General features: G+C 69.4%; 26 protein-coding genes. 9 read left to right on the top strand and 17 right to left on the bottom strand.

Features of this window, described 5'->3' with window-relative positions:
* Positions 1-148: 148 nt before the first annotated feature.
* A complete protein-coding gene (locus tag OG390_RS25420; protein WP_406171307.1) occupies positions 149-997 on the bottom strand; it encodes a hypothetical protein in 849 nt (282 codons plus the stop codon).
* Between the two features lie 224 nt (positions 998-1,221).
* Here OG390_RS25420 and OG390_RS25415 point away from each other — a divergent pair, with 224 nt between their 5' ends.
* The 4 genes from OG390_RS25415 (at position 1,222) to OG390_RS25400 (ending at position 5,334) form a co-directional block, all read left to right on the top strand.
* The gene (locus OG390_RS25415) at positions 1,222-1,677 is read left to right on the top strand and encodes an ATP-binding protein (RefSeq protein WP_399082977.1); all 456 of its coding nucleotides are present in this window, start codon (positions 1,222-1,224) and stop codon (positions 1,675-1,677) included.
* A 125-nt stretch (positions 1,678-1,802) separates the two neighbouring features.
* The gene (locus OG390_RS25410) at positions 1,803-3,431 is read left to right on the top strand and encodes an MFS transporter (protein WP_406171305.1); all 1,629 of its coding nucleotides are present in this window, start codon (positions 1,803-1,805) and stop codon (positions 3,429-3,431) included.
* Positions 3,432-3,450: 19 nt separating this feature from the next.
* Positions 3,451-4,059 (top strand): TetR family transcriptional regulator, encoded by a 609-nt coding sequence (locus OG390_RS25405; protein ID WP_406171303.1) that lies wholly within the window; start codon positions 3,451-3,453, stop codon positions 4,057-4,059.
* Between the two features lie 108 nt (positions 4,060-4,167).
* The gene (locus OG390_RS25400; protein WP_406171301.1) at positions 4,168-5,334 is read left to right on the top strand and encodes a triphosphoribosyl-dephospho-CoA synthase; all 1,167 of its coding nucleotides are present in this window, start codon (positions 4,168-4,170) and stop codon (positions 5,332-5,334) included.
* Here OG390_RS25400 and OG390_RS25395 read toward each other — a convergent pair.
* From OG390_RS25395 to OG390_RS25380, 4 genes are all read right to left on the bottom strand, one after another.
* Positions 5,309-6,775 carry an MFS transporter gene (locus OG390_RS25395; RefSeq protein ID WP_406171299.1) on the bottom strand — a complete coding sequence of 489 codons (1,467 nt, stop codon included), beginning with the start codon at positions 6,773-6,775 and terminating at the stop codon, positions 5,309-5,311. The genes OG390_RS25400 and OG390_RS25395 overlap by 26 nt on opposite strands.
* A 113-nt stretch (positions 6,776-6,888) precedes the next feature.
* Positions 6,889-8,262 (bottom strand): PLP-dependent aminotransferase family protein, encoded by a 1,374-nt coding sequence (locus OG390_RS25390; protein WP_406171297.1) that lies wholly within the window; start codon positions 8,260-8,262, stop codon positions 6,889-6,891.
* A 127-nt stretch (positions 8,263-8,389) separates the two neighbouring features.
* Entirely contained in the window at positions 8,390-9,892 is a 1,503-nt protein-coding gene (locus tag OG390_RS25385; RefSeq protein ID WP_406171295.1) for an aminopeptidase P family protein, read from the bottom strand.
* Positions 9,893-9,981: 89 nt separating this feature from the next.
* On the bottom strand, positions 9,982-11,493 hold the full coding sequence (locus tag OG390_RS25380; protein WP_406177852.1) for a PP2C family protein-serine/threonine phosphatase: 1,512 nt from the start codon (positions 11,491-11,493) through the stop codon (positions 9,982-9,984).
* Positions 11,494-11,976: 483 nt separating this feature from the next.
* Here OG390_RS25380 and OG390_RS25375 point away from each other — a divergent pair, with 483 nt between their 5' ends.
* Complete coding sequence (locus OG390_RS25375) at positions 11,977-12,642, top strand: bifunctional DNA primase/polymerase (RefSeq protein ID WP_406171293.1); 666 nt, start codon at positions 11,977-11,979, stop codon at positions 12,640-12,642.
* A 56-nt stretch (positions 12,643-12,698) separates the two neighbouring features.
* Positions 12,699-13,259, top strand: a complete 561-nt coding sequence (locus OG390_RS25370) for a hypothetical protein (RefSeq protein WP_406171291.1) — start codon at positions 12,699-12,701, stop codon at positions 13,257-13,259.
* Between the two features lie 233 nt (positions 13,260-13,492).
* Here the strand turns inward: OG390_RS25370 and OG390_RS25365 are convergent, their stop codons facing one another.
* From OG390_RS25365 to OG390_RS25355, 3 genes are all read right to left on the bottom strand, one after another.
* Positions 13,493-14,461, bottom strand: a complete 969-nt coding sequence (locus OG390_RS25365; protein WP_406171290.1) for a DUF5926 family protein — start codon at positions 14,459-14,461, stop codon at positions 13,493-13,495.
* A gap of 168 nt (positions 14,462-14,629) precedes the next feature.
* The gene (locus OG390_RS25360; RefSeq protein ID WP_406171288.1) at positions 14,630-15,268 is read right to left on the bottom strand and encodes an ATP-binding protein; all 639 of its coding nucleotides are present in this window, start codon (positions 15,266-15,268) and stop codon (positions 14,630-14,632) included.
* A gap of 117 nt (positions 15,269-15,385) precedes the next feature.
* The gene (locus tag OG390_RS25355) at positions 15,386-16,195 is read right to left on the bottom strand and encodes a glycerophosphodiester phosphodiesterase (protein WP_406171287.1); all 810 of its coding nucleotides are present in this window, start codon (positions 16,193-16,195) and stop codon (positions 15,386-15,388) included.
* 257 nt (positions 16,196-16,452) lie between these two features.
* Here OG390_RS25355 and OG390_RS25350 point away from each other — a divergent pair, with 257 nt between their 5' ends.
* Positions 16,453-17,949, top strand: a complete 1,497-nt coding sequence (locus tag OG390_RS25350) for a trypsin-like peptidase domain-containing protein (protein ID WP_406171285.1) — start codon at positions 16,453-16,455, stop codon at positions 17,947-17,949.
* A 361-nt stretch (positions 17,950-18,310) separates the two neighbouring features.
* On the opposite strand, the gene OG390_RS25345 is transcribed toward OG390_RS25350, so the two are convergent.
* The gene (locus tag OG390_RS25345; RefSeq protein WP_406171283.1) at positions 18,311-18,964 is read right to left on the bottom strand and encodes a DnaB-like helicase N-terminal domain-containing protein; all 654 of its coding nucleotides are present in this window, start codon (positions 18,962-18,964) and stop codon (positions 18,311-18,313) included.
* A gap of 277 nt (positions 18,965-19,241) precedes the next feature.
* Here OG390_RS25345 and OG390_RS25340 point away from each other — a divergent pair, with 277 nt between their 5' ends.
* Positions 19,242-19,388, top strand: coding sequence for a hypothetical protein (locus tag OG390_RS25340; RefSeq protein ID WP_381999873.1), 147 nt, complete (start codon positions 19,242-19,244; stop codon positions 19,386-19,388).
* Between the two features lie 124 nt (positions 19,389-19,512).
* Here the strand turns inward: OG390_RS25340 and OG390_RS25335 are convergent, their stop codons facing one another.
* On the bottom strand, positions 19,513-20,166 hold the full coding sequence (locus OG390_RS25335) for a hypothetical protein (protein WP_406171281.1): 654 nt from the start codon (positions 20,164-20,166) through the stop codon (positions 19,513-19,515).
* A gap of 55 nt (positions 20,167-20,221) precedes the next feature.
* On the opposite strand from OG390_RS25335, the gene OG390_RS25330 reads away from it, so the two are divergent.
* Positions 20,222-21,402 (top strand): IS3 family transposase gene (locus tag OG390_RS25330; protein WP_406164501.1). Its coding sequence is split into 2 segments (ribosomal slippage): positions 20,222-20,486 and positions 20,486-21,402, totalling 1,182 coding nucleotides; the frame shifts between segments, so codons are not numbered across the junction.
* 9 nt (positions 21,403-21,411) lie between these two features.
* On the opposite strand, the gene OG390_RS25325 is transcribed toward OG390_RS25330, so the two are convergent.
* The 7 genes from OG390_RS25325 to OG390_RS25295 all read right to left on the bottom strand — a co-directional run bounded on the left by OG390_RS25325 (position 21,412) and on the right by OG390_RS25295 (position 26,743).
* On the bottom strand, positions 21,412-22,200 hold the full coding sequence (locus OG390_RS25325; RefSeq protein ID WP_406171279.1) for a hypothetical protein: 789 nt from the start codon (positions 22,198-22,200) through the stop codon (positions 21,412-21,414).
* Positions 22,194-22,400 carry an AlpA family transcriptional regulator gene (locus OG390_RS25320; protein WP_225900371.1) on the bottom strand — a complete coding sequence of 69 codons (207 nt, stop codon included), beginning with the start codon at positions 22,398-22,400 and terminating at the stop codon, positions 22,194-22,196. The genes OG390_RS25325 and OG390_RS25320 overlap by 7 nt, the downstream gene beginning before the upstream one ends.
* Entirely contained in the window at positions 22,397-23,869 is a 1,473-nt protein-coding gene (locus OG390_RS25315) for a replication initiator (RefSeq protein ID WP_406171277.1), read from the bottom strand. Before OG390_RS25315 ends, OG390_RS25320 begins: the two co-directional genes overlap by 4 nt.
* Positions 23,870-24,019: 150 nt before the next feature.
* Complete coding sequence (locus OG390_RS25310) at positions 24,020-24,718, bottom strand: DUF2637 domain-containing protein (RefSeq protein WP_406171275.1); 699 nt, start codon at positions 24,716-24,718, stop codon at positions 24,020-24,022.
* A gap of 53 nt (positions 24,719-24,771) precedes the next feature.
* Positions 24,772-26,187 (bottom strand): cell division protein FtsK, encoded by a 1,416-nt coding sequence (locus OG390_RS25305; RefSeq protein ID WP_406171273.1) that lies wholly within the window; start codon positions 26,185-26,187, stop codon positions 24,772-24,774.
* Positions 26,184-26,396, bottom strand: a complete 213-nt coding sequence (locus OG390_RS25300; RefSeq protein ID WP_406171271.1) for a hypothetical protein — start codon at positions 26,394-26,396, stop codon at positions 26,184-26,186. Before OG390_RS25300 ends, OG390_RS25305 begins: the two co-directional genes overlap by 4 nt.
* Positions 26,393-26,743 (bottom strand): hypothetical protein, encoded by a 351-nt coding sequence (locus OG390_RS25295; RefSeq protein ID WP_406171269.1) that lies wholly within the window; start codon positions 26,741-26,743, stop codon positions 26,393-26,395. The genes OG390_RS25300 and OG390_RS25295 overlap by 4 nt, the downstream gene beginning before the upstream one ends.
* Positions 26,744-26,829: the final 86 nt, after the last annotated feature.

Below are 26,829 nucleotides of genomic sequence, written 5' to 3'. Positions count from 1 at the left end.
GCGATGAGTCCAGCGAGAAAGAGGGGTGCGCGTGCGAAACGGTGCCTCTGGGGCGTACGAAAAACGTCTCCGTGAGCGGGGCACCGAAAAAGGCAGGCACGCGCGCGTGCCGCACGACGGCAGCCCCTCGGTGGAGTGGCTCGTCGTGTCAGGCGGCGAGGGCGAGTGCGGTGGAGGAGGGCGGCCCGCGCCGGATGACGGTGTGGTGAAGCGCGGTCGTACGCGGCTTCGGGGGCGCGAGGAGCGCTGTGCAAGGGGTGGGCGCCACGTCGGGCGCACCCGGAAGGCCCGTGCGCAGGGCGCGTACGAGAGCGAACGCGGCGCGCAAGGACCGTACGAGCGCCCCTTCCGCAACCCCGTGCGCGGACAGCCGCATGAGACCCAGCAACGCCATGTCCCCGCGGCGCAGCACCCATCCGGCGGCGACGGCCGCGACGACGTGTGCGAGCAGCATCGGCAGGGAGGGCAGCACCGACATCGAGGCGCCCGCGGTGGCCGACATGGCGTCCGCGGGATGGTGCATGGACTGCGTCATGGCCGTGTCGATCCGCGCGTCGGCGAGGATCTTCTGGGCCTGCGCGGGGCTGATCGCCGCCGCAGTCGTGCCGCACACCAGGCGTGCGGCCCGCTCGACGAGCGAGGCGTCGGACATCGACATGCCCGAAGCCATGGACCCCATGGACGACGTACCGCCGAGCCTGCCGAGTCCGAAGAGCGTGTGCAGCACGGTCTGTCCGACCGCGAGGAGTGCCACGATGCCCGGCAGCGCACGCTCACGCCCCGCGAGCGCGACGGCGACGGCGAAGACCGCGAGGAATCCGGCGCCCAGCGTCCACAGCGGGACCGTGGCGCAGGAGGCGAGCCCATGACCGGCCGCGGCCAGCACGACGCAGACCGCGGCGAACACCGCGGCCCGCAGAATCCGGAGATCGCATCCGGAGCGCATCGTCCGGAGACCGTGTCCGGAGCGCGCCGCGCGCTGGTGGGGGGCAGTCATGGCGGGCTCATCATCGCACTGGCCCCACCCACTCCTGACGGCAGGTCCGCAAGGTGACGTTCAACCCGCAAGATCACTATATGCGGTGAGCCGAACGCACATACACCGATTTCTGTCGCGCGCGCATCCGCCGTATGGGCGGTATCACGTCAAGTGGGCGATTGCGCACGGGTGCTTGCGGCAATACGTAACGGTATGTCGAGCCGCGGCCGGGAGGCTGGAGCATGAGCATCTGGTGGTCACTCCATTTGCGGCGCGAAGCTGCGAGCGTTCCGCTCGCCAGACGCCTGCTGCTCGGCACGATGGAGAGCGCGGGCGTCGACCCGGACGTTTCCTACGACCTCTCCGTCGCGCTCACCGAGGCATGCGCGAACGCCGTCGAGCACGGCGGGGACGTGGCGCACGGCGCATCGGCCGAGGCCTACCGGGTGACCGCCTACCTCGACGGCGAGAAGTGCCGCATCGAAGTCGTCGATTCCGGCCCCGGTTTCCCGGTCGGCCGTGCCCGCACCCCCCTGCGTCCGGCGCGCGGCGATGCGGAGCACGGGCGCGGCCTGTGTCTGATCCAGGAGCTCGCCGACCACGTCCACATCGGCAACGAGCCGGGGCGGGGCGGGGCGGTGGTCAGCTTCGACAAGATCCTCAAGTGGAAGAAGGACCCTTCTTTGCTGACGGCCTAGGGCTCTGAGCGGCGGTGGAGCCCCCACTGGCGCCGCCCGCCCAAAATGGAAGACAACTTTATATTGGTAGTGGACTCTCATTTGGTAGTAGCCTCTCGTTAGGTTGCTCCCTCTTGGAGGTCCGCATGTCCTTGCCCAACCTGCCTGCCCTGCCTTCGTCCGCTCCCGTGTCGCCCCGCCGTTGGCTGGCCCTGGCCGCCCTCACGCTGAGCGTGCTGATCGTCGGGCTCGACGGCACGATCATCAATGTCGCCCTGCCGACCCTGGCCTGTGATCTGCGTGCCGACAGCGCGCAGTTGCAGTGGATCGGCGGCGGCTATCTGCTGGCCCTGTCCGTGGCGATGCTTCCCGTCGGGCTGCTCGGCGACCGGTACGGCCACAAACGGCTGCTGCTCTCGGGGATAGCGCTGTTCGGACTCGCCTCGCTGGGCGGCGCGTTCGCCGACTCGCCCGGGACGGTCATCGCGGCTCGGGCGGTTCTCGGCCTCGGCGCCGCCACGATCATGCCGTTGTCGATGGCGATCCTGCCGCGCGTCTTCGCCAAGCAGGAGCTGCCGAAGGCCATCGCCGTCTGGACTGCCGCCACCGCTCTGGGCATGCCGGTCGGCCCGCTCGTCGGCGGCTGGCTGCTCGACCACTTCTGGTGGGGCTCGGTCTTCCTCTTCAACGTGCCGGTCACGCTCCTCGCCCTGGCCGCCGGTCTGTGGCTGCTGCCGAGCGACAACAAGCGCGCGGCCGCCGACAGGGAGTACGCGGTGGCCGACCAAGAGCGCACGGCCGCCGACAGAGAGCGCGCCGCCGGACCCTTCGACGCCCTCGGCACCGCACTGAGCGCCCTCGGCATCACCGCACTCGTCTACGGAACGATCCTGATCCCGCGCGACGGCTGGACCGACCCGACCGTCCTCGCCACCCTCGTCGCCGCGGCCGCCCTGCTCACCGGGTTCGTGCTGCGCGAGCGGCGCCACCCGCACCCGCTCGTCGACCTGAAGCTGTTCACCGACCGCCGCTTCCTGTGGGGCACGTTGATCGCGGTCTTCGTCAACTTCGCGGTGATGGGCATCCTGTTCGTCGTCCCGCAGTACCTGCAGGTCGTGCTCGGCCACGACTCTTTCGGCACCGGCATCCGCGTACTGCCCCTGATCGGCGGGCTGATGGCCGCCGCCACGGCGAGCGAGGCGCTCGTGCCCCGGCTCGGCGCCCGCACCGTCGTCCCGCTCGGCATGGCCATCCTCGCCGGCGGAGTCCTCCTCGGGGCGACCACGGACCTTTCCAGCGGGTACGGCTTCACCGCCCTGTGGCTCTCCCTCACGGGACTCGGCTTCGGCCTCGCCGTCGTGCCCGCGACCAGCCTGGTGATGGGCTCGCTGCCGGACGGCAACGCCGGGCAGGGGACCAGTCTCCTGGAGACCGTCCAGCAACTCGGCGGAGTCCTCGGCGTGGCCGGCCTCGGCAGCCTGCTCGGCTACGGCTACCTGGCCCGGCTCACCACCGACGGTCTCCCGGCGCCCGCGGCCGACGCGGCCCGCGATTCGGTGTCCGGCGCGGACGAGGTCGCCCGGCAACTGCACGACACAGGTCTCTCAGTCAGCGCCCACGAGGCCTTCGTGCACGGCATGAACCTGGTCCTGACGGCCTGCGGGATCATCTCCCTGCTGGCCGCCGTACTCGCCGCGATCTACCTGCCGAGCCGGTCGACGGCGCCCCGGAAGGTGGCCGAGGACGCGCCCGAGCACGCAGAATCGATGGCATGACGAAGCAGGAGAGCATGGCATGACGACGCAGGAGACCTCGGCCGCGCCTCTCGGTCTGCGGGAGCGCAAGAAGCAGAAGACCCGCGACCGCGTCCGGCGCGAGGCGTACCGCCTGTTCGCCGAACACGGGTACGAGGCGACCACGGTCGACCAGATCGCGGAGGCGGCCGAGATCTCCCCGAGCACGTTCTTCCGGTACTTCCCCACCAAGGAGGATGTGGTCATCCAGGACGAGTACGATCCCGCGCTCGCCGAGGCACTGCGCGCCCGTCCGGCCGACGAACCGATCGTCGACTCGATCCTGCAGGCCCTGAGGGGCCCCCTGGGCCGGATGCTGGACCAGGACCGCGAGGAACTGCTGCTCCGCACCCGGATCACCTTCACGGACCCCGCGATCCGGGCCCGCTCGGTCGGCGAACAGGAACGCAGCGAGCAGGAGATCGCCGCGATCATCGCGGAGCGCAGCGGCCGGAACGCCTCGGACCTCGACGTGAAGTGCGCAGCCGCGGCGATCATCGCCGTCTTCACGACCCTCGTACGGCACTGGGTCGAGGGCGGCGGCACGGAGGACCTCGCGCAGTTGTACGAACGGCATCTGCCGCTGCTGTCGAACGGCCTGGAGTTCTAGGGCAGGCCGTCGCGCGGTCTCCCGCCTACTTCAGCTTTCTCAGAGTCCACAGGTCAATCACAGTGCACCCCCATGTCTTTGAGGGCTGACGTTCCTAATTTCCCCAGCATGACGGGAAGCCACAAAGACAGGTCGATCACCCGGCGCCGCGCCATCGCGGTGACCGGAGGCACGGTCGCCGCCGGAGGCCTCGCGGTCGCCGGATACCAGGCGGCGTTCGCCGACGAAACGACCACGACCGACGCGCAGGCCACCGCCTCGGCGAGCTCGAGCAGCGGCACCTGCGCGCTGATGTCCAGCGTCACCGAGGGACCGTACTACCTGGACGGCGCCCTGGTGCGGAAGGACATCACCGAGGGCAAGAGCGGCGTTCCCCTGACGCTGCGCATCACCGTTCAGGACACCACCGATTCCTGCAACCCGGTCCCCGGCGGCGCCGTGGAGATCTGGCACTGCGACGCCTGGGGCTACTACTCCGACTACACCACCGCCGATCCCGGCGGCTCCGCGCCCGCCGAGAGCGAGGACGGCTCCACCGCCAACGACCGGCCCACCCGCCTGGACCACTGTTCCCTGCGCTGGTCGGCCAAGGCGCTGGAGCCCGGCCTCGCGGCCATGGCGGCCGCCGCTCGCCGCACCGGTCAGCCCACGCCCGAGCTCCGTGCGGAGCTGGGGGCGATCGGCCGGTCCACCGAGCACTCGGTGGCCCTGGCGGGTGGTGGCCACCGCGGCGCCCTGTGGGCCCTCGGGCTCCTGGTCGCGGGCGCGGCCCTGAACCCCTGTGCCAGGGGGAACGACGTCGCCGCGACCGCCAAGCGGATAGCGGCGCACGCCGACCGGCGGGCGCCGCGGCGGCCCTCCCGGGGGTCGTCCGTGTCGGCGAAGTACGGTGCCGCCGGGGCGCGGGGAGAGGCGCGAGCGGGATTCCCCCACGTACGGCGGGCGTTGGACGCGCTTGCCACGGCCCGCACGGCAGGTGCGCCCGAACCGTACGCCCGGCTCGACGCCCTGCTCACCGTCGTGTCCACCCTCCAGGACACGGAGTTGCTGTACACCGCCGGGCCCCTTGGGCTCCGTCATGTCCAGGCGGGTGCCCGTGGGGTGCTGGAAGCAGGCGGGACCTTCACGGAGGCGGGTCGCGAGGCGCTGTCCGCGTTCGACGACGACCTCCACGCGCGCGCGTGGAGTCCGCGTGGGAGCGGGGCGCTTCTTGCCGGGGCGCTGTTCGTGGACTCGTTGCCGGTGGTGGTCAACTCAGCGGTGCGGGCTGCCTGAGGGGGGGACCCAACGCTGGTGCTGAGCTCGGGGCGGGTGCGCTTGCCGGTGCTGACAGGGTGCCGCTGCGCCCACCCGTGCCGCCCCGGCGGCACGATTGCCCGCAGCTGGGACGGGTGGGTCGGTGTCCCAGCGGCACGATTGCCCGCAGTTGGGACGGGTGGGTTGGTGTCGCGGCGGCACGATCGCCCGCGGCTATGTACGGGCGTTCGCCGACCCGCCTCGTGGCAGCCCACCTCGTTGCCGGCCCCGTCCCATACGAAGCCCCCACCATCAAGCCCCCCAGCAGCAGCCACCCCGGAGTCCCCCAGCTCACCAGCAGGGTCGTCAGAACGAGCGGGCCCATGGTGCGGGCCACGGTGACGCCGGTGCCGAAGAAGCCCTGGTATTCACCCATGCGGTCCGACGGGGCGAGGTCGAAGGCCAGTTGCCAGGAGCCCGCGGACTGCTGCATCTCGGCGACGACTTGGAGGACCGCGCCCACCACGAGGATCCCAGCGGCGACAAGCGGGGAGGCGCCGGACGACAGGGCGAAGACCGTGCAGGACGCCAGCATGACCCACCCGGAGCGGCGTATTGCGCGTGTGGCGGTGGCGAGGCCCGTGACACCGCGGGCCATCCGTACCTGGAAGACCATCACCGCACCCGTGTTGAGAACGAACAGCGCGGAGACCAGCCAGGCGGGCGCTTCGGTGCGCTCGGTGATCCACAGCGGGATGCCGAGGCTCAGCAGCGGCATCCGCAGCAGCAGCACGGTGTTGAGGAATGTGACCAGCACGTACGGGCAGTCGCGCAGGACGACGAGTCCTTGTCCCCGGCGCACGGCCACGGGTGCCGCGTCCGGCACCGAAGGCAGCCGCAACAGCAGTGCCGCGCACAACAGGAAGCTCACCGCGTCCAGTGCGAACACCCCGAGATACGCGGCCCGCGTGCCGAAGTGCAGCGCGAGTCCGCCGAGGCTCGCGCCCACCGCCAGACCGGCGTTGAGCGTCGACTGGAGATGGGCGAGCAGCCCGGTCCGATCCCCGGCCGGCACCAGTCGCGCGAGCAGCGCCTGCCGGGCCGCAGCGAGCCCTGACTGCGTCGACGCGTACGCGCATGCCGCGAGGACGAAGGGGACGAAGCCGCGGACGACCAGGAAAGACGCCACCGCCGCAGCGGTCGCCAGCGCCAGCAGTATCGCCGTGCCACGCGGCCCGCGCCGGTCGGCGAGCCGGCCCAGCGGCACTCCCACCAGCGAGCCGACCGCCCACGCGACGGTCAGCCCGAGCCCCACGCGTGCGGGGGCGAGTCCCACGACATGCGTGAAGTACAGAGCGGACGTCACATAGTAGGCACCGTCCCCCACGGAGTTGCCCAATTGAGCAAGGGCGAGGACGCGCTGCGGGCCGGCCGGCGGAACGAGGCGGCTCGACGTGGGACGTGCTGCCGGATTCTTCATGCCTTCGACGCTACGGGCCGAGTGGACCGCTCAACAGGCCCATTCATCACGCCTTTTCATGACCCAATCCATGGTCGTCACATGACATCCGTCAGCTCCGGCTCGGACTGGGCTCACACCCCGTCGAGCACCCGCCCCAACACCTCCAACGCCTCGGGATACAGCCGCTCCCGAGGCGTCCCGTACCCCACGACCAGCCCCTGCGGCCGCCCCTGACCGGGCGCGTGCCAGTGGTCCCCGAGACGGCCGACCGCGAGCCCCTCCTCCTGCGCCCGCGCCAGTACCTCGGCCTCGTCCGCCACCTCCACCAACGCGTGCAGCCCGGCGGCGATCCCCCGTACGCTCCTGCGCGGCCCCAGCCGATCCAGGAGCTGGTCCCTGCGCCGCCGGTACCGCAGTCGGCACGCGCGCACATGGCGGTCGTAAGCGTGGCTGTCGATCATCTCGGCGAGCGCCAACTGGCCGATGGACTCGGTGTGATGGTCGCTGTGCAGTTTGATGTCGGCGACCGCGTCGACCAGGTGCGGCGGCAGCACCATCCAGCCGAGGCGCAGCGCCGGCCCGAGCGTCTTGGAGGCCGTCCCCAGGTACACGACATGGCCCGACGCCATCCCCTGCAGTGCGCCGACCGGCTGCCGGTCGTAGCGGAACTCCCCGTCGTAGTCGTCCTCGACGATCAGTCCGGCACGCGCGCGTGCCCAGTCGGTGAGTGCCCGCCGCCGCTCGGGGTGCAGGGTCACGCCGGTCGGGTACTGGTGCGCCGGCGTGACGACGACCGCGTCCGCGCCAACGGCAGCCAACTCGCCCGCACAGGCGCCGCGTTCGTCGACCGGCAGCGGCACCACGGTTCCGCCGCTCTTGCGCACCACATCCCGGTGGAACGGCAGCCCCGGGTCCTCCATGGCGACCGTCCCGCCGTCCAGCACCCGCGTGAGGAGCGCGAGCCCCTGTACGTACCCGGAAGTGACGACGATCCGCTCGGGTGGCGCGATCACCCCGCGTGCCCGCCCCAGGTAGCCCGACAGCGCCGTCCGCAGTTCGATCCGGCCGCGCGGATCCCCGTAGTCGTACGCCAGGGAGGGTGCCGTCGCGATCGCGCGGCGCAGGGATCGCAGCCAGGCCGCCGCCGGGAACGTACCGACGTCCGGGCTGCCGGGGCGCAGATCGAAACGCGGTGCACGCGTGCGTGCACGCCCGTCCGGCGCCTCCAAGGAGGTGGTCGGCAACCGGGCGACCTCGGTGCCCGAACCCTGCCGCGCGGTCAAATACCCCTCGGCGATCAGCTGGTCGTACGCCCCCTTCGCCGTCCCGCGCGAGAGGCCCAGCTCGGCCGCGAGCCGTCGGGTCGCGGGCAGTCGGGTGCCCGGAGCGAGCCGTCCGTCGCGCACGGCGTCCCGCAGAGCGCGCTCGAGCCCGGCCCTGCGCCCCGCCGCGGCGTCCGGTTCCAGATGCAGGTCCACGCCGACGCCGGACCAGAAGTCGTCCACGAAAAGCCGCCCCCTAGGCACACCAAAAACGCGGGGGCCACAGGAACCCCCCTGGACACACCAATGGCCGGGTACCCAGAAGGGCACCCGGCCAGCAGTCTTGTATCAGCCCTCGCCGGGCACTATGTCAGCCCTTCAGGGATGCCATCCAGGTCTCGACCTCGTCGGAGCGGCGCGGGAGCCCCGCCGACAGGTTCCGGTTGCCGTTCTCGGTGACCAGGATGTCGTCCTCGATGCGGACGCCGATGCCCCGGTACTCCTGCGGAACCGTCAGGTCGTCCGCCTGGAAGTACAGGCCCGGCTCGACGGTCAGGCACATGCCCGGCTCCAGCGTGCCCTCGACATACGTCTCGGTCCGCGCGGCGGCGCAGTCGTGGACGTCCATGCCGAGCATGTGGCCGGTGCCGTGCAGGGTCCAGCGGCGCTGCAGGCCAAGGTCCAGGACGCGCTCGACCGGGCCCTCGACCAGACCCCACTCGACGAGCTTCTCGGCCAGCACACGCTGCGCCGCGTCGTGGAAGTCGCGGTACTTGGCGCCCGGCTGCACGGCCGCGATACCAGCCTCCTGGGCCTCGTACACGGCGTCGTAGATCTTCTTCTGGATCTCCGTGTACGTGCCGTTGATCGGCAGCGTGCGCGTGACGTCGGCGGTGTAGAGCGTGTGCGTCTCGACGCCCGCGTCGAGCAGTAGCAGGTCGCCGGAGCGGACCGGGCCGTCGTTGCGCACCCAGTGCAGGGTGCAGGCGTGCGGCCCGGCGGCACAGATCGAGCCGTACCCGATGTCGTTGCCCTCGACCCGCGCGCGCAGGAAGAAGGTGCCCTCGATGTAGCGCTCGCTGGTCGCCTCGGCCTTGTCCAGGACCCGTACGACGTCCTCGAAGCCGCGCACGGTCGAGTCGACGGCCTTCTGCAGTTCGCCGGCCTCGAACTCGTCCTTGACCAGCCGCGCCTCGGAGAGGAAGACGCGCAGCTCCTCGTCGCGCTCGGCGGTCACCTTGTCGGTGAGTGCCGCCTCGATACCGGCGTCGTAGCCGCGCACGACACGAACCGGACCGGTGGCTTCCTTCAGCTTGTCGGCCAGCTCGCGCACGTCCGAGGCGGGGATGCCGTACAGCTGCCCGGCCTCGGCGAGGGAGTGGCGGCGGCCGACCCACAGCTCACCCTGGCCGGACAGCCAGAACTCGCCGTTCTCTCGGTCGGAGCGCGGCAGCAGGTAGATCGTCGCCTTGTGGCTGCCCCTCCCGTCCGGAGAAGTGGTCGGCTCCAGGACCAGGACGCCGTCCTCGGTCAGGTTGCCGGTGAGGTACGCGTAATCGACCGAGGCGCGGAAGGGGTACTCCGTGTCGTTCGAGCGGGTCTTCAGGTTGCCCGCGGGGATCACCAGGCGGTCGCCCGGGAAGCGCGCGGAGAGCGCGGCGCGGCGGGCGGCGGTGTACTCGGCCTGTGCGATCGGCTCCAGGCCGCGCAGCTCCGTGTCGGCCCAGCCGGACTTCATGTTCTCGGCCAGCTCATCGGACACGCCCGGGTACAGGCCGTTCTTGCGCTGCTTGATCGGCTCCTCTTCGCCCGCTTCGTCAGCGGCGTCGTCGAGTACGGCTTCCGGGGTCTCCGGGTTGAGCGCCTCCGACACGGTCTGCCTCCTAGATACGACTCTGGACCCCCACCATCGTACGGTCGTGCTGAAGGGGGCCCAGGGCCGGAAGACCTGTTACGTACGGCTCACTCGAATCGTGCCGCCAGGAGTACGACGTCCTCCTGGCTGTCGGCCTCGTCGAGCCCGTCAGGCAGCACACTGCGAAGGACGTGGTCGACGATCGCGCCGGGGTCCTCGCGCAGCGCCCGGGGGACGCTCGCCGCCGCCGCGTGCAGCCGGGCGAAGGCGCGGTCCATGGGGTCACCGGTGCGGTGCAGCAGGCCGTCGGTGTAGAGCAGCACGGTCTCGCCGGGCCCGGTGGTCAGTTCGACGCTCGGCGCCTCCCAGCAGGCGAGCATCCCCAGCGGGGCCGACAGCGAGGTCTCCACGAACTCCGTGCGCCGCGCGCCGATCACCAGCGGCGGGCTGTGTCCGGCCCCGGCCAGCGTGAGCTTGCGCAGCGCGGGCTCGCAGTACGCGAAGAGAGCGGTCGCGGAGCGGGCGGGCTCGGTCAGCCGCAGCAGCAGTTCGAGATCGGACAGGACGGCGACGGGGTCCTCGCCCTCCATCACGGCGTACGCCCTCAGGGATGCCCTCAGCCGGCCCATCGCGGCCACCGCGCTGGGCCCGCACCCGGTGACCGAGCCGACGGCGAGGCCGAGCGCGGCGTCGGGCAGCGGCAACGCGTCGTACCAGTCGCCACCGCCGCGCGGCCCCGTGCGGTGCCGTGCGGCGAGCTGGACGCCGGAGACCCGGGGAAGCCGTGGGGGGAGCAACTCCTCGGAGATCGTCGTCATGCACGCGCGCGTGCGCTCCAGTTCCACCAGGCGTGCCAAGTGCTCGGTCGCGTAGCGGGCGTAGAGGCCGATGAGATGGCGCTGGCGCTCGACCGGTTCGGCGGGCTCGTCGTAGAGCCATACGGCGGCGCCCAGTCGGCCGGCCGCCTCGGTGGCCAGAGGGAGTGCGTAGCTCGCGGCGTAGCCGAGCCGGGCGGCCACCTCGCGGTGGCGGGGGTCGAGGCCGTCCTCGGAGAAGAGATCGGGCTGGGCGATCTCGCCCTCGCCGCCCGGTAGTCCGTCCAGGATCTTTCCGTACGACATGGAGCTGCGCGGCACGGTCTCGATGTGGCCGAGATCCGCCCGGGCGAGGCCGAGGCCGATCGTGGTGTCGGGGCCGAGTCCGTCGCCCGGTTCCAGGACGACGAGGCCGCGCCGGGCGCCTACGAGGGCGGCTCCGGCGCGCAACAGTTCCTGCAGCGCGTCGCTCAGTGTCGCGGTGCGCGCCAGGCGCTCGGTGAGTTCGTGGAGCGTGGTGAGATCCGAGACCCAGCCGGCGAGGCGATCTTGGAGAACGGCTCCGGCGCCGGTGGAGCAGGTGGCCGAGGAGGCACCCGTGGCGGCAGGCGTCGGCGTGACAGTGTGTGCGGGCGAGGGAACCGTTGAATCGATTCCAGCCACTTTCGGAAGGTGAGGGGCGTTCATGGCGTCCGGCTTTCCGACCGGTGCGTATTGCTCAATAGCATCGCAAACCCCCATGTCGTTCTGCGCCGCTAGCAGTGTCTCCACATGTACACGCACTCGTGAGGGGATGTCCAGCATTGTCCTGCTGGGATTCCTGGTGTCCATGAGACCGTCGGTAACCCTTGCGGGAAAGCAAAGTTGGCTTAAAACTGACTCGGGCAACGGCTTATTGAGGTCGACTGGCCTAGTTCGACGGAGCGTCACAGCGGTCGTGATGGGTACGTACTCGGAGAAGGCCAGGGGTGGTTGAGATCAGCCCGGAACCTGGCAATGGACCCGGGCGTCTTAACCACCGACGACCGTGCCCCATCCTCCCGTGGCGGAGGCGGCAAGAAATACGCGGGACAGTAAAACGCCAGGCGCCGCCACCCCACGCCATGCCCATGCTTTAGATAGACGCAGTATGGACGCGGACGCAGCCAAACGCTCGGCCCAGAGGGGTTCCCCTTGCCTCCAGCAGGGGTGTGATGCGCCAGCAGGTACGCACAGTGAAGTGATCGACACATGGTGTGATGTGGTCCTCGGTGTTGCCAGGCGTGCAACGGAAAGGAACGAGCGCTCATGCGCGAGATCCTCGGAAGGCGACGCAGGCTCCTGTCCAGGCGAAACAATGGGAGGCCTGAGGTGCTCGGCGCGGCCCTGACCTTCGCGACCGAATGGCGGTGGCCCGTACTCCCGGGTGTGGCGGCGGACCCGCAGGGGCGCGCCCGCTGCGGATGCCCCGACCCGGAGTGCACGGTGCCCGGCGCCCATCCCTTCGACCCCGGCCTCCTCGCGGCCACCACCGACGAGCGCATGGTGCGCTGGTGGTGGACCAACCGACCGTCGGCATCCATCGTGCTGGCCACCGGCGGCACGGCCCCCTGCGCGGTGAGCCTGCCCGCCCTCGCGGCGGCCCGCGCCCTCGACGCCCTCGACCGCAAGGGCATGCGCCTCGGCCCCGTCGTCGCGTCCCCCACGCGCTGGTCGATCCTCGTCGCGCCCTACTCCATGGAGCAGCTCGGCGAGCTGCTCTACGCCAAGGACTTCGTTCCCGGCTCCCTCCGCTTCCACGGCGAGGGCGGTTACATCGCGCTGCCGCCCTCCGAGACCGGCCAGGGACAGATTCGCTGGGAGCGCGCCCCGTTGCCCGGCTCGGCCGCCCCCTGGGTGCCGGATGTCGAGGCCGTGGTGGACGCCGTGGTGGAGGCCCTCACTCGTACGGGTGTGAGCGCACCCGAGTTGTAGGGGTGTCGGGCGCGCGGCGAACCGAGCGCCCGCTCCCGCTCGTTATCGTCCGCCCTATGCTGCGTCATTCCGGGGGGTGGCCCCCAGACCCCCGAAGAGTTCGCCTGGCGGCGCTGGTAGGCGTCGTGGCGTTCATCGTCGCCCTGCCACTGGCTGTGGCGTCCGCCGGCCCCGTGGGCGACGCGGACCCCGGAGACGTACGCAGGTCCGCGCGTGCCGATGACCGACCGCAGACTCCCGAGCCCACGCGCTCCCCCCTGCTGGTCGGTCTCGGCCTCGCCACCGCCGCCCGGTGCGGACCCGAACTGTCCTCGCCCGACGGTATCGAGGCGCAGACCTGTGTCCTCACGCAGGGTGAGGACACCTGGGCACGCACCTACTACCGCAACGCGACCGGCGACGAGCTGAGCTCCGTGCTGAGCGTCATGGGACCCGGTGGCCGCACGGTGCAGATCAACTGTGCGGTGGGGGCTGACGACGATCCGGGGGTGTGCGAGACGCCCAGGGAGCGGACGACGGGCGATGCGGGGGCCTACACGGCGGTCGCGGAGTTCGCGAAAGGCAGCGGGACCCGTGGGCCGCTGTTGCTGCGCTCGGGGAGCAACTCGGGCCAGTAGCAAGGCCGTTGACGTCGCAGGGGATGCCGCACATGGAAAGACCCGGTTGCTGGCGACGGGGGATGCACCAGCAACCGGGCTACTCGAACCGTAACAAGAGATCGGCGGTTCGCAAATTCGATCTCGGCTATTCGGACACGGATTTACCTGTCGCAACGGGGAGTTGTGACAGGAGTCACCCGTTTGTGAGGTCCTGACCGGCTGACCGGCCGGTCAGTTCCCCCGTCTGTGTGTCAGCTGAGAGTCACCTGTCGGTTGGTGAGGCCGCCGCGAGCGCGGCGCTCCTCCGCGGTGAGCGGTGCGTCCGTGGCCAGAGCAGTGGCGAGGCGCTCGGCGAACTCGGCCGCCGGCTTCTCGGTGTCGTCCGCCGTGACGCCCGTCGGCAGGTCCCAGACCGGCACCGTGAGCCCGTGCGCACGGAAGGAGCCGACCAGCCGGGTGCCCTCTCCGAGGCTCGACCGACCGGCTGCGTGCAGCCGGGCCAGCGCGTCCAGAAGCTGCTCCTCCGGGTGGGGCATGACCCAGCGGAGGTGGTTCTTGTCGGGGGTCTCGCACCAGTAGGCGGCGTCGACCCCGGAGAGCTTCACGGTCGGGATGGCGGCGGCGTTGGCCCGCTCCAGAGAGGCGGTCACCTCCGGCGTCGCGTTCTCCGCGTCCGGGACCCAGAATTCGAAGCCCGCGTGCACAACTGGCTCGAACGCGCCTTCGGGGTCGAGCAGGTCCTGCAGCCGCGGACCGTCGGCCGGGGCGCGGCGGCCCTCCACCGGAGTGCCGGGCTGCGCGGTGAGTGCGCGCTGGAGGGTGTCGGCCAGGTCGCGGCTGATGTCGCCGGACGCCGTGTCGTTCTGCAGGCCGAGCAGGACCGAGCCGTCGTCGCGGCGCAGCGCGGGCCACGCCATCGGCAGGACGGTGGCGAGCGTGACCGAGGGGACGCCCTCGGGAAGCTTCTCCTTGAGCTTCAGCTCGACCGTCGCGGCGGGCACCAGCTCGCGCAGCGCGACCCAGTCGCCCTCGCCCGGCAGGCCCTCGAAGGGGCGGTGCACCAGCTCGGTCACGGCGTGCGCGGCCGCTCGGCCGTGACAGGCCTTGTAGCGGCGGCCACTGCCGCAGGGGCAGGGCTCGCGAGCGCCGACAACCGGGATCTCGCCGCCGTCCTTCAGCTGCGGCTGCTTGGCCTTCGTCTGGGGTCGCTTCTTGGCCATCGTGGGTGTCTCCCGATCACGGCTCGTCTCGTACGGGCGCGAGCCTAGCCGTTCGTGCGAGGGCCGACGGGACCCTGTGGACAACGCACCGAGTCGTCCCGGAACGGACGCTTCGGCCGAGGTCGTTGTCGTGGCGAACCGAGCCCGCTCGGCGTGGCGCGGTCGGGTTCAGTCGAGGTCTTCGAAGGCGTCCGCGAAGTCCAGCTCGGGTATCGCCGACACGGTCGGTGACGCGACGCGCGTAGCGAAATCGTCACGCCGACGCGCGGCTGCCGTGTCGCTCACGTCTTCCTGCACGACGACCCACACCGTGACCTCGCCACGGGCGTCGTCCCGTACGCCCCAGTCCTTGGCCAGCGCCCTGATGATGTTCAGCCCGCGGCCGCCGTGTGCGGTGACCGAGGGCGTGGCCGGAACCGGGCGGGTCGGACCACCGCCGTCCGTCACTTCGACGGTGAGTCTTCCGGACGGATCGATGCGCCACGCGGCCCGCACGTCGCCGTCGCCGGCAAGGGCGTCGCCCAGTGGCCTGCCGTGTCTGCACGCATTGCTGAGCAGTTCGGAAAGGATCAGTACGGCATCGTCGACGACCGATTCCGCCACGCCACCGGAGCGCAGCTGATCACGCATCCGGTGTCTTGCTTTCCCCACGCCCGCAGGGCCATGGGGTACGGCCATGCTCGACGACGTGGGCACCTCCTGTGCCACCACCAACGCCACCCCCGAGACCTCCTTTGCCCCACGCCACGGTGTGGATGCCCCTTTGGACTGGACCGGAAACCGGCCAATCCACGTCTGCTGACGCACTCGTAACGATCGAACACGGAACGAACGCGCCGGTGCACTCCCTGTAATGGTGTGGCCCGAATTCGACGACGGATTAGGGGATTCCGAAGGCGGCTTCCTGGAAGCGGTGCGCCGGAGTCAGCTGCCCAGCTGGCGCAGCACCGCGCGCGGGCGGTTGGTGATGATGGCGTCGATGCCCAGCTCAACGCAGAGATCGACGTCCTCGGGCTCGTTCACGGTCCAGACGTGTACCTGGTGTCCGGCTCGTTTCAGCCGTTCGACGTACGCGGGGTGACTGCGCACGATCCGCATCGAGGGGCCCGCGATCCGGACACCCGCCGGCAGCCGTCCATCGCGCAACCGGGGCGAGATGAACTGCAGCAGATAGACCGTGGGCAAGGTCGGGGAAGCGGCGCGGACGCGCGACAGCGAGCGTGCCGAGAAGCTCATGACGCGTACGGGCGACTCGGCGGCGGACTCGGGGGCGTCCAGGCCGAAACGCTTCAGCAGAATCAGCAGCCGCTCCTCGACCTGGCCCGCCCAGCGGGTCGGGTGCTTCGTCTCGATGGCCAGCTCGACGCGGCGCCCCGCGTCGGCGACGAGTTCGAGCAGCCGCTCCAGGGTGAGGACGGAGGTGTCCTGTGGGTCCCCGGGGCCGTACTCCCAGTCGGGGGACTCGTCGCGGTTCTTCCACGAGCCGAAGTCCAGCGCGGCGAGCTCGGCGAGCTCCAGGGCCGAGACCGCTCCGCGGCCGTTGGACGTACGGTTGACGCGGCGGTCGTGGACACAGACGAGATGGCCGTCCGCGGTCAGCCGTACATCGCACTCGAGGGCGTCCGCACCGTCCTCGATCGCTTTCTTGTACGCGGCCAGGGTGTGCTCGGGGGCCTCTTCGGAGGCACCCCGGTGGGCGACGACCTGAATCGGGTGCTTTCGTGCGAGGGTCACCGCGTCATGGTGCCACCGTCGCGGGGTGGATGTGAGGTCCGAGACATCATGAATGCATCCATTTCGCCAGACGTGTCCGTTATAAAGGATGGCCCCGGACCCACAGGCACCGCTTATGGTGCTCTGACGTCCGGTGGGAAAAGCTGACGGCGTACAAAAGCACATGCACAGCTGAATCGCGCCGGACCGTCGACAAGCGTGAGTGAGCGTGACCGAGTGCGACCGAGAACAACAGCCGTGGATCGAGGAGAAGAGCTGTGAGCACCGAGAACGAGGGCACTGCAGTACCCCCGGCCCCGTCCGCACCTCCTGTGCCGGTGGAAACTCCCGCTGCTTCCGCGCAGAACGTTGCGCCCGACGGGGGCGCACCGACCGCCCCGATCCCGGCGGTGCCTCCGAGCGCCCCCGGCGCGCCGGAGCAGGCACCGGCGCTCGCGGGGCAGCCGGCGTACGCGTCCGTCGGGGCCGGACAGGGCGCCGACCCGCACGCACAGGGCACCGGAGCCCCCGGCTCCGCGGCCGAGGCGGCCTGGCCGCCTCCGCCGCCCGCCGTTCCGTCGTACGCGGACGGCGGCGGCTCGGGGGCCGGTGGCTGGGGTTCCTCCTACCAGCAGCCCGCGCCGAAGCCGAAGAACGGGCGCGGCGGCCTGGTCGCCGCGATCCTGGTGGCCGCGCTGGTCGCGGGCGGTGTCGGCGGCGGCATCGGCTACTCACTGGCCAAGAACAACGACAACCCCACCGACTCGACGACGGTCTCCGCCCCGAGCAGCAGCGGCGACGTGAAGCGCGCCTCGGGCACGGTCGCGAACGTGGCCGCCAAGGCGCTGCCGAGCACGGTCACCATCGAGGCCGAGAGCACCAGCGGCGAGGGCGGCACCGGCACCGGCTTCGTGTTCGACACCCAGGGCCACATCCTCACCAACAACCACGTCGTGGCGGACGCGGTCGACGGCGGCAAGCTCACCGCTACCTTCCCCGACGGCAAGAAGTACAACGCCGAGGTGGTCGGCCACGCGCAGGGCTACGACGTCGCGGTCATCAAGCTCAAGAACGCCCCGTCGGACCTGAAGCCGCTCGCCCTCGGCGACTCCGACAAGGTGGCCGTCGGCGACTCCACCATCGCGATCGGCGCGCCCTTCGGTCTCTCCAACACGGTGACCACGGGCATCATCAGCGCCAAGAACCGCCCGGTGGCCTCCAGCGACGGCAGCGCCAGCAGCAAGGCCTCGTACATGAGCGCCCTGCAGACGGACGCCTCGATCAACCCGGGCAACTCGGGTGGCCCTCTTCTTGACGCACAGGGCGCGGTCATCGGCATTAACTCGGCGATTCAGTCGTCGAGCGGCGGCGGCCTCGGCGGGACCAGCCAGTCCGGCTCCATCGGCCTCGGCTTCGCGATCCCGATCAACCAGGCCAAGCACGTGGCCCAGCAGCTGATCAAGACGGGCAAGCCGGTCTACCCCGTGATCGGCGCGTCGGTCTCCCTCGAAGAGGGCACCGGCGGTGCGAAGATCACCGAGCAGGGCGCGAGTGGTTCGGACGCGGTCACCCCGAACGGGCCCGCCGACAAGGCCGGCCTCAAGCCCGGCGACGTCATCACCAAGCTCGACGACCAGGTGATCGACAGCGGCCCGACCCTGATCGGCGAGATCTGGACCCACCAGCCCGGCGACACCGTCAAGCTCACCTACACGCGCGACGGCAAGACCCACACCGTGGACGTCACCCTGGGACAGCGCGAGGGCGACCGCTGACCGGCTAGTCTTGTCCCCGCGCCGTCGACGATCGTGGGCGGCGCGGGGTGGGTTGCCCGAGCGGCCTAAGGGAACGGTCTTGAAAAACGTGAGGACGCGAAAGCGTCTCCGTGACTTCGAATCCCACCGCCTACACAGGTCAGCAGACGTACAGGTCAGAAGGGGTGTCTCTCATGAGAGACACCCCTTCGGCGTGCAGGCTGTCTCACCTTGATATTGGTCTGTCACGCCGTAGATCAGTGCGTGTGGACCACGTGTGGACCAGATTCGTGCCGACGCCCGACAGCTCATCAGGTGCACCCTTGGCCAGCCAGCTCAGGCGCTCGCGGGCCAGGCGACAGCGGTCTGCACGGGACGGAAGTCAGGCCGACGTGTCGTTTTCACCCTCCTGGCGCGTCCAGTGCGGATGTAGCTCGCTGACCCGCTCATATGCCTTCCTCACGCGCTCAGGATTCGAACCGCGCTCAAACACCGAGATCAGCAGTTCTTCCCGAGCTTTGGCTGAGGTCTGCACCTTGCGCGCGCTTAGGGCGCCAAACTCCGGGACGCTCATCCCCGCCTCGTACGCCCCCTTGATGGCAACCTTCACACACTCGAACAGGTAGTCCTCGCCGCCGCAGAATTCGAGCTGCCCCCGTCGTGCAAGCTCCGCAGCGACTTGAGGTACGCCTACTGGCTTTCCTGCCTTGTGGAGGTCGACGATCGCCTCGTAGATCAGCCGGTTCCGGCTGACGAACGCGCCAGGAAGGAAGGTTGAGCCAACGCTGTCAGACCCGGACGCTCGTTCGCTCGTTGGCGATGGCTCTCGATCATCAGGAACCGGTGGGAGCACCGAAGTTGAGGCATGAGCCTTGTCCCAAAGGGCCTTGAAGCGGATGACTTCCGCTTCCGACACAAGGCGAGGGCGAGCCAGGTGAGCTAGTTGCTCGACAACCACTTCGACCACGCCCCACGACGGCAGCATTGGTTTGATGAAGGCGTGGTGGATATTCGTATGGCTGACGACCTTGTTCACGGCCAGGTAGAGCCTTCGAGCCGAGGGGTACCCCGCATGGCCATGCAGAGCGTGGAGCTCGCGGTTGAAGGTCAGTAGGGGCCCCTCGGAAAGTTTTGGCCTCAGCCACTGCGCCACGTGATACCCCCTCGTCGTATCCCCATATGACCCGCTCATGATGTCACCTAGCGTCATGGCGTGTCAGAGGCTGTAAAAGATCACGAGGGGCTGTCAGAAACCGTCAACCGAGACAGAGGAGCGCTGACGCTGGATCCAAGTCACCTACTTGGAGAGGGCAATGAAACACATCAGCACGCGCACCGTTCTGCTCATGCTCGTCGGGGTCGTCACCGTTTATTTGGTGTGGAACCACCCGGCTCTGGGGGCAGCCCTTGGGGTGGCCGTCGCCGTCGTCACCCTTCTGCACGAGCTTCTGCGGAAGTAGCCCGCGCGTCGGGTTGGTCCATCTCGAAGCCTTGGGCCACGTAAAGGGTGAGTGCCAATCCGAGACATAAAGGCGCCGCCTCGCCAGAGATGGCTAGAGGCGGCGCCTTGTGATGAAAGGTTTCCTACTCCTCGTCGGCAGCGCCCAGGGCACGCTCGATCTGCTGGTTCGCCCGCTGCTGGTTGCGGTGAATCGCCTTGGCGTAGAAGCGGAACAGGACCGCGATGCTGTGGCCTGCCCGGCGTGCGACTTCGGCCGGGGAGACGCCGGACTCAAGCCAGAGTGAGACGCCCGCGTGGCGCAGGGAGTACGGCACGTCAGCCAGCGGCGAGGCCGCCTCGGACCCCGTCAGCGCGGCGAGCCGGGCGGCCTTCCACGCCTCCCCGTATTCCTTGGAGAGGAGGAGGCCACCCTGGGCCGCACGAAAGAGCCGGCCATCCTCCGCGGTGCCGAACTCCTTGACGTGCTCGCGGACCAGGCGCACGAGAACCGGCGGAATCGGCACCGGCCGGGTCGCCTTGCGGGCCCGCTTCTTCAGGCCGCGCGTATCGAACGGCTCGCCCGTGTCGGTCCATCCGGAGCCGACTCGGGGCATGCTCGTGGAGAGCAGGACTTCACCCCAGCCCTCTTCGGGAAGGGTGAAGTCATCCGCACGGAGACTGGCCGCCTCGCCAGGTCGGTTGGCCGCGTAGTAGAGGCAGCCGAAGAACGCCATCAGGTGCCGTCCGCGTTCGCCCTGCTCACCGACAGCGTCTATCAGCGCCTTCTGAGGGGCCACGAAGTTTCCGGACAGGGACCCAATAGGGCTGTCCTGAACAGGAAATGAGGAAGCAGTGGCGCCACCCAGCAAGTACTCACCGGAGTTCCGCGAGGAAGCCGTCCAGATCGCGTTGAGGTCGAGCAAGACGATCTCCGAAGTCGCCCGGGAGCTTGAGCTGAACCCGGAGACGCTACGCGGCTGGGTCAAGAAGCACCAGAAGCAGCAGGAACCGGCCCCCGACTCGGAACTGACAGTGAACGAGCGGGCGCGCCTGAAGGAACTCGAACGACGCAACCGCGAGCTGGAGATGGAAGTTACCTTCCTGAAAAAAGCCGCAGCGTACTTCGCGAAGGATCCCCGGTAGCAAGCAAGTACGAGTTCATCGACGAGATGCGGCTCGACACCGAGGAGTACGCATACAGCGTCGAGTTCATGTGCGGCCGACTCGGCGTATCCAGATCCGGCTACTACGACTGGCGAGCCCGCCCGGAAACCGCGACCGGCCAACGGCGCGACGAACTGAAGCTGCTCATCGAGAAAGCCTTCGATATGTCCGACAGCACCTACGGACATCGGCGCATCCAGGCCCAGCTGCACCGCTGGGGCGTCACCGCCGGCCTGGAACTGGTCCGCCGGCTCATGCGCGAGCTGGGCCTTGAGCCCTGCCAGCCGCGGCCGAAGAGGTTCAGCCTCACCCGGGCCGCGGCCGGTCAGGTGCCGGACCTCGTCGGCCGCAACTTCACCGCTGACGCGCCCGGCGAAAAGCTCGTCGGCGACATTACATACATCGCGACTGGGGAAGGCTGGCTGTACCTCGCAACGGTCATCGACTGCTGCACGAAGGAAGTCATCGGTTACGCGATGGACGACCACTACCAAACCCCACTGATATCCAGGGCGATCCGCAACGCGGCACGGAACAGGAACCTCTCGGCCGGCGCAATATTTCACTCCGACCGCGGAAGTAACTACATGTCAGCCGAGTTCGGGAAGACGCTCGACCGGTTCGGGCTCCGCAGATCTTCCGGCCGCACCGGGATCTGTTTCGACAACGCCATGGCCGAATCATTCTTCGGCGCACTGAAGAACGAGCGTGTATCAAGGGTGACTTACCTGACCCGCGAGGCCGCCCGGCAGGACATCACTCGCTACATCGAATTCTGGTACAATCGCAAGCGCCTCCACTCGTCGGTGGGTTACCGCCCTCCACGCGAAGTCCACGCCGAGTACGAGAAGTTGCGAATCGCCGCGTGAAATAGACGGTCAGATACCTGTCCGGAAAACGCGAGGCCCCTCATTCGCCAGCTTGGGGCCGGGGACGAACCGGAAGTCGATCTCGCCGTCCGTCTCGGGCGGGGTCCAGTCGACCTTGTCGAGGGGCAGAGTCGTCAGCAACTCCCGTTCTACCGCGTACCGGAGACAGTTGCTGAAGACCGTCCGCTTGCGGTTCACCGTGTTCTCGGCAGCGGCCGTGCCGTCCTGCTTCAACTTCAGTGCGTCGAGTGCCGTCCGCACCACCGAGGGCGTGTTGAGGTCGGTGATGTCCACGGACTTCCGGCCGATCCAGTCCAACGCGGCCATGATGTCGGCAGGCGGCTCTTCGACGTCGAGACGCGGCCTCAGCGTGCCGTCGTCGCCGAGGATGAACCGGTAGACCCACGAGTAGAGCGCGATCCGGAGCACCTTCGGAACCGGAGCCCCGCGGTTGTCCTTGACCAGCTTCGGCGTGATGGTGGCCAGCGTGTCAGCGATGCTCGCGCGGTGCTTGGCCGAGGCGCCAGGCCACTTCATCTCGGCGTACGCGCGGGTGTGGGCATACCAGGTGGAGGAGTTGAGGGCCTGGACTTCTGAGGCGGGCAGGCCGGTTTCCGTGTCGAACTGCTCGCGGTTGCGTAGGGCGGTCAGCAGCTCGGAGCGTCGACCGTCAGCCTGGGCCTTGATCTTGTAGCTCTTGGAGAAGGGCTGGGGGCCAACGCGCCACCGGAGCTGATAGGCCGCCGCACGGTTGGGCCGCTTGCGGATGCCCCAGATCTGAACGTCGTAGGTCAGCACGCTTCCTGCACCTCGCAGGCGTCGAACCAGGCGTCGAGGTCTGCTCGACGTATGCGGATCTGACCGTTGGGCAGCTTCAGGTGCCTGGGCGCCTGGCCCCGAGCGCGCATCCGGTAGAAGGCGGCGCGGGACACCCCGATCTCATCCAGCGCTTCGACCAGCTTCAGCGTCTGCTTGTCGGCCTTGGTCGGAGTGGTCACAGCCAGAGCTCTCCTTCGGACTTCGTGCGTTGGACGTGGGCTAGGTCGTGGCGAACCTGGGCGGCGAGAAGTTCTTCGCCGGGGCGGTAGCCGCTGCTGAGGTAGATCCACGAGGACGCGGTGACGAGGGTGGTGTTCTCGTCGTCCACGGGGAGGCCGGCCAAGGCACGAGCGCGGTCGGCTTGTGCGGAGCGCCAGGCGCGGCGTACGTCGCGGAGTGCGCCGAGGGTGGTGGAGTAGGCGCGGGACTTGCTGGAGAAGTGGCCGCGGAAGCCGAGCATGTGGGCCCACTTCCAGAGCTTGAGGTGGGCGAACTCGGGGAGGTGGCCGAGCGCCCAGGCGGTGCGGATCATCTGCCGGGCGTGCTGCTGGACGGGCAGGTCGGTGAGGGGTTCGGCTTGGCCGGTGCCGTCGCAGTCGGCGCAGAGGTCGCGGAAGCCGTCGGGGCCGCGTACATAGCCGCGTCCGGAGCAGGGGCGGCATACGAGGGTGCGGTCCACGGTGCCCGCGCCCTCGGCGTTCTTGGTGGCGTACTTGGCGACGTACCCGGCGACCTTGGCGTCGGTGAGTTCGCCGTCCCCCAGGGCGGAGATCTGGTCCACCTTGAACCGGTCGCCCCACCTGATGACGCGTTCGCCGACCGCGTCCGACTCGACGGTGAGCCGGGCACGCTCGACCGCCAGGCCGACGGCGATGCGGAGGGCATCGAAGGTGGCCCAGGCTGGGGGCGAGGTGGTGTGACCGTCGGGACCGTCGGGACCGTCGAAACGGACGACCGCGTGGAAGTGGACCAGGCCGCGTTGCTGGTACTCGGCGACCTTGGCGAAGGAGACGCGGAGGGCCGCGTTGAGTGCCTTCTGTGTCATGCCGAGGTGCTCGGCGAGGGCGCGGCGCAGGTAGGTGGTGAAGCGCGCCCACAGGGCCCCTGCGTGAGCGTTCCACAGCACGGCGCCGGTGTAGTCGTAGCTCGCGGGATGCAGTGGGGTGCCGAGTTCGGGTGCGTCCTGGGGGTGGCTTTCGCCGCACGCGCAGGGGCGGGGCTTGCCCGCGTTGGTCGTGGGGCGGTTGTGGACGGGGCCGAAGGAGGGGGCGGTGAGGGTGACGAAGGCGCGGGGGTGGTCGCGGACGGCTTCGGCGACGTTCTTGCCGCCGGACAGTCCGGCTTTGATGAGGTGGTACGTGTCGGCGGCGTAGAGGCGGGAGCAGGCGGGGCAGCGGGAGGCACGGCGGTTGCCGCAGGTGGTGAGGAGGCGTCCGGAGGGTTCGTCCTCGGAGCGGTAGGAGCGGACCACTTGCTTGGTGGTCTGGTCGGTCGTGACCGTCCAGCCGTGCAGGTTGACGGGGCTTGAGCAGCCGCGCAGGTTGCGGACCTGCTCGGTCACGCGGTCGAAGTCGTCCGTGTTGGCCAGTTCGACCAGGTCCCGCAGGCCGGGGCTGATCACGTGGCGCAGGTCGAGGGAGCGGCGCATGAGTGGCGGGGTGTCCCTTCTGGCGTGAGGGTGGGCCCGCGGGCAGCAGCGATTCAGTGCGCTCGGGCTGCTGCCCGCAGGCATGGCTGATCGGGCCCAGGGGCGGGCGAGGGTGGGAGGTGCCGGGGAGGGCGGCGGAAGGGGGCGGCCCTACAGGGCGGCGTGGAGTGCGGTGGCCATGGGCAGGCCGATGCCGAGTCGCATCTTGAGCTGGGCCGCCGTGATGGGTTCGCCGTGCTCGGTGTGGTGGGACGTGGCGATGGAGCGGGCTTCGGTCAGTAGCGGCTCAGGCACCTTCACCGCAGGCGAGGCGGGAGCCCGGTCGATGTGAGGAGTGACCGGGGCCGGGGCCGGCATGGTGAGCGGCATCGCAGGGAGGGCTGTGGCAGAGGCTGTCTCAGGCTCCGACTCGATCTCGTCCGGCGAGGGCGGCGCTTCTGCGGGGCGCGCAACGGTGTGGAAGGCGCGGAGGAGCTGAGGGCCGACCGCGCCCCAGCCGAGGAGGAGCAGTGGGGCCACCGCGTCAACGGCGGCGCGACCGTAGTGTCCGGCGACGATGGGTTCGGCGACGTTGAGGGCCAGGGTCAGCAAGCCGGAGAAGTGCATCAGACGGGTCGCAGCCGTCATCTGTTCGGCGGGCAGGCCGCGCAGTGAGAGATAGCGCAGAGCGACCAGGAGACCGACCACGGACAGGTCCACCATCGGAGCGATGAGCGGTGCGATCGGGCCGGGGACGCCGAGGCGCAGAGCGAGGGACCAGACGTTGCCGAAGGAGAAGACGAACGCCAGCGCGGCAATGACGATCATGACGGCGGTGATGGTGCGCTGAGTGATCCGGTCCTCTGTCATGGGTGTTCACCTCCTTTCTTTCGCTTGGCGTCGTGAACGTGCAGGGCGGTCGGTCAGGCCACTTCGGCGTCGGCCTTGATCAGGTCCAGGTCTCCCACGGGAGAGCCGAGGACGGATTCGAGGAGGGCATAGGGGTCGGCGGTGAGGTGTGCGGTCTGCTCGGCGACGCGGGCCGCGTCCGCGTCCGGCACGTACGGCGTGCGGATCCGGGTGAAGCCGGGTTGGGACTGGTGGTTCATGGACGCGACGCCGACATAGGTGGGGTCCTGGAGGTTGATCGGGTTGGCGTCCGGCCATTCCCGGATCTCCTCGCCGAGCGCGGCCACGGCGGCTTCGGCGGTCTTCTGCGCGAAGCTCAGGCCCACGGGGCACACGTCGCGGATGAAGGTCGGGATCGCGTCGCCGGTGGACTTCTGGGTGGTGAGGATGACGAGCAGGCCAACGGAACGGCCCTTCTTCACCAGGTCCTCGACGAGCCGGGCGTTCTCCGCGGCCAACGCGGCGAGCTTTTTGGTTTTCGGGTCGCTCCCCTTGTGGTCGCGGAAGTAGGTGTGGGCTTCGTCGACGATGAGCACGACGAGCGGCCAGCTGTCGGACGGGCCGATGTCCCACATGGACTTCACTCCGAGCACCGTGCGTACTGACGCGGACCGTGCGCGCCGCAGCTCCACCAGCCGACGGAACAGCCTGTTGGCCTCTTCCAGGTCATCGCCCACGAAGGCGAACATGCGCTGGACCCAGTCGGCATAGTCGCCTTCGTACGCAGCCGACACCTTGCCGTCGGCGCAGGCGAACTGCACCGCATGCGAGGGTGCCCAGTCCGAGAGGAGTCGGTTGACCAGGCTGGTCTTACCGAAGCCGGGAAGGCCGGCCACGGTCACGCCGGGCACCTGTGTGAGGTTCACCGACACAGGCTGTGCGTACTCGTCCAGGCCCAGATCCCATCGGGCTGTCTCGTCCGGCCCTTCACCTGTGGGGTGGTGCTCGGTGGGGAACTTCAGCGGATCGAGTCGCACACCGCGGATGACGACCTGCCCAGGCTTGTCCTGGGTGACTGCGACCCGTGTGCAGCGCCACGCGTCCGCGAGGTGCGGGGCCGCCCGCTGGAATTGTTCGAGCCCCACGCCGGGCAGGCAGTTCGCCCTAGCGATCACTCCGTACGCGTCGTGCTTCACCCTCAAAGCGGGTATGAGGACGCGCGGCTTGATGGGCTTGCCGTTCGTGTTCGCCAGCGACGCCAGTGTGGACGGGGTCTTGTCCGTGGCCGACAGCTTGAGCATCGGTGCGAGACGCTTCCAGCCCCACCGCACACGTACGGCCTGCCGGATCGACTGTCGGGTCATGGCGTCGGCGCGCAGGTAGCGGACCACCCACCACACCGCCCATCCGACGAGCACGGCAAGCGCCAGGTCGACGACGAGCGGGCCGTAGTCGAGGGCGCCTACCGCCGGGGCGTTCGGATCTTTCATATGCGCTTCTCCAACGGGTTGTAGAGGAAAGCCACGAGGGCCGATTCGAGGGCCGTCCGATCCGCCGAGGCGTCGAGGCGGGGGTAGCCGTTGCCGACGAGCACGGCCGCTACCGAGTTCACGAGCGATTCGGTGAACCGGGCATCCGGCCCGGCGTGAGGCAGCGGGTAGCTGCGCTCAGCGCCGGACCGGTGAGCCGTGCCGCTCACGCCGACTCAGCGGTCGGGGACACCAGGTCCAGCCGACCCGCGCGGTAGGCGATGCCGTCCGAGAGCGAGCCGTTGAAGATCCGCGCCCACGGGGTGGCGAACAGTTCGATCGGCATGACCGGGACACCCGGCCGAAGGCCGTTGGGCAGACCGGTCTCCGGAACGGTGATCTTCAGAGCCTCGGCACGGTCCTCCTCCATCAAGAAGAGGGTGATCGTGTAGAGCTTCGCGCCGGTCTCACGGTCGGTCGCGAACTGTGTCTTCTCCTGGTCCGCGTACTTCGGCACCGGCAGGGTGCCGACCATGAACGACGAGGTGGGGAGCAGGCCAACACGGATGCGTGCCATGGGAGTTGATTCCTTCCGATTGCGCTCCACCAGGGCGGCGGGGCGTGATCACCATTGAACATAGCTGACCTAGCAGTGTCAAGTGA

The organism is Streptomyces sp. NBC_00996 (genome assembly GCF_045162675.1).
In the GTDB taxonomy this organism is placed as follows: domain Bacteria; phylum Actinomycetota; class Actinomycetes; order Streptomycetales; family Streptomycetaceae; genus Streptomyces.
The sequence above is the reverse complement of the archived record's forward strand: the minus strand, read 5'-3'. Positions and strand labels throughout refer to the sequence as shown.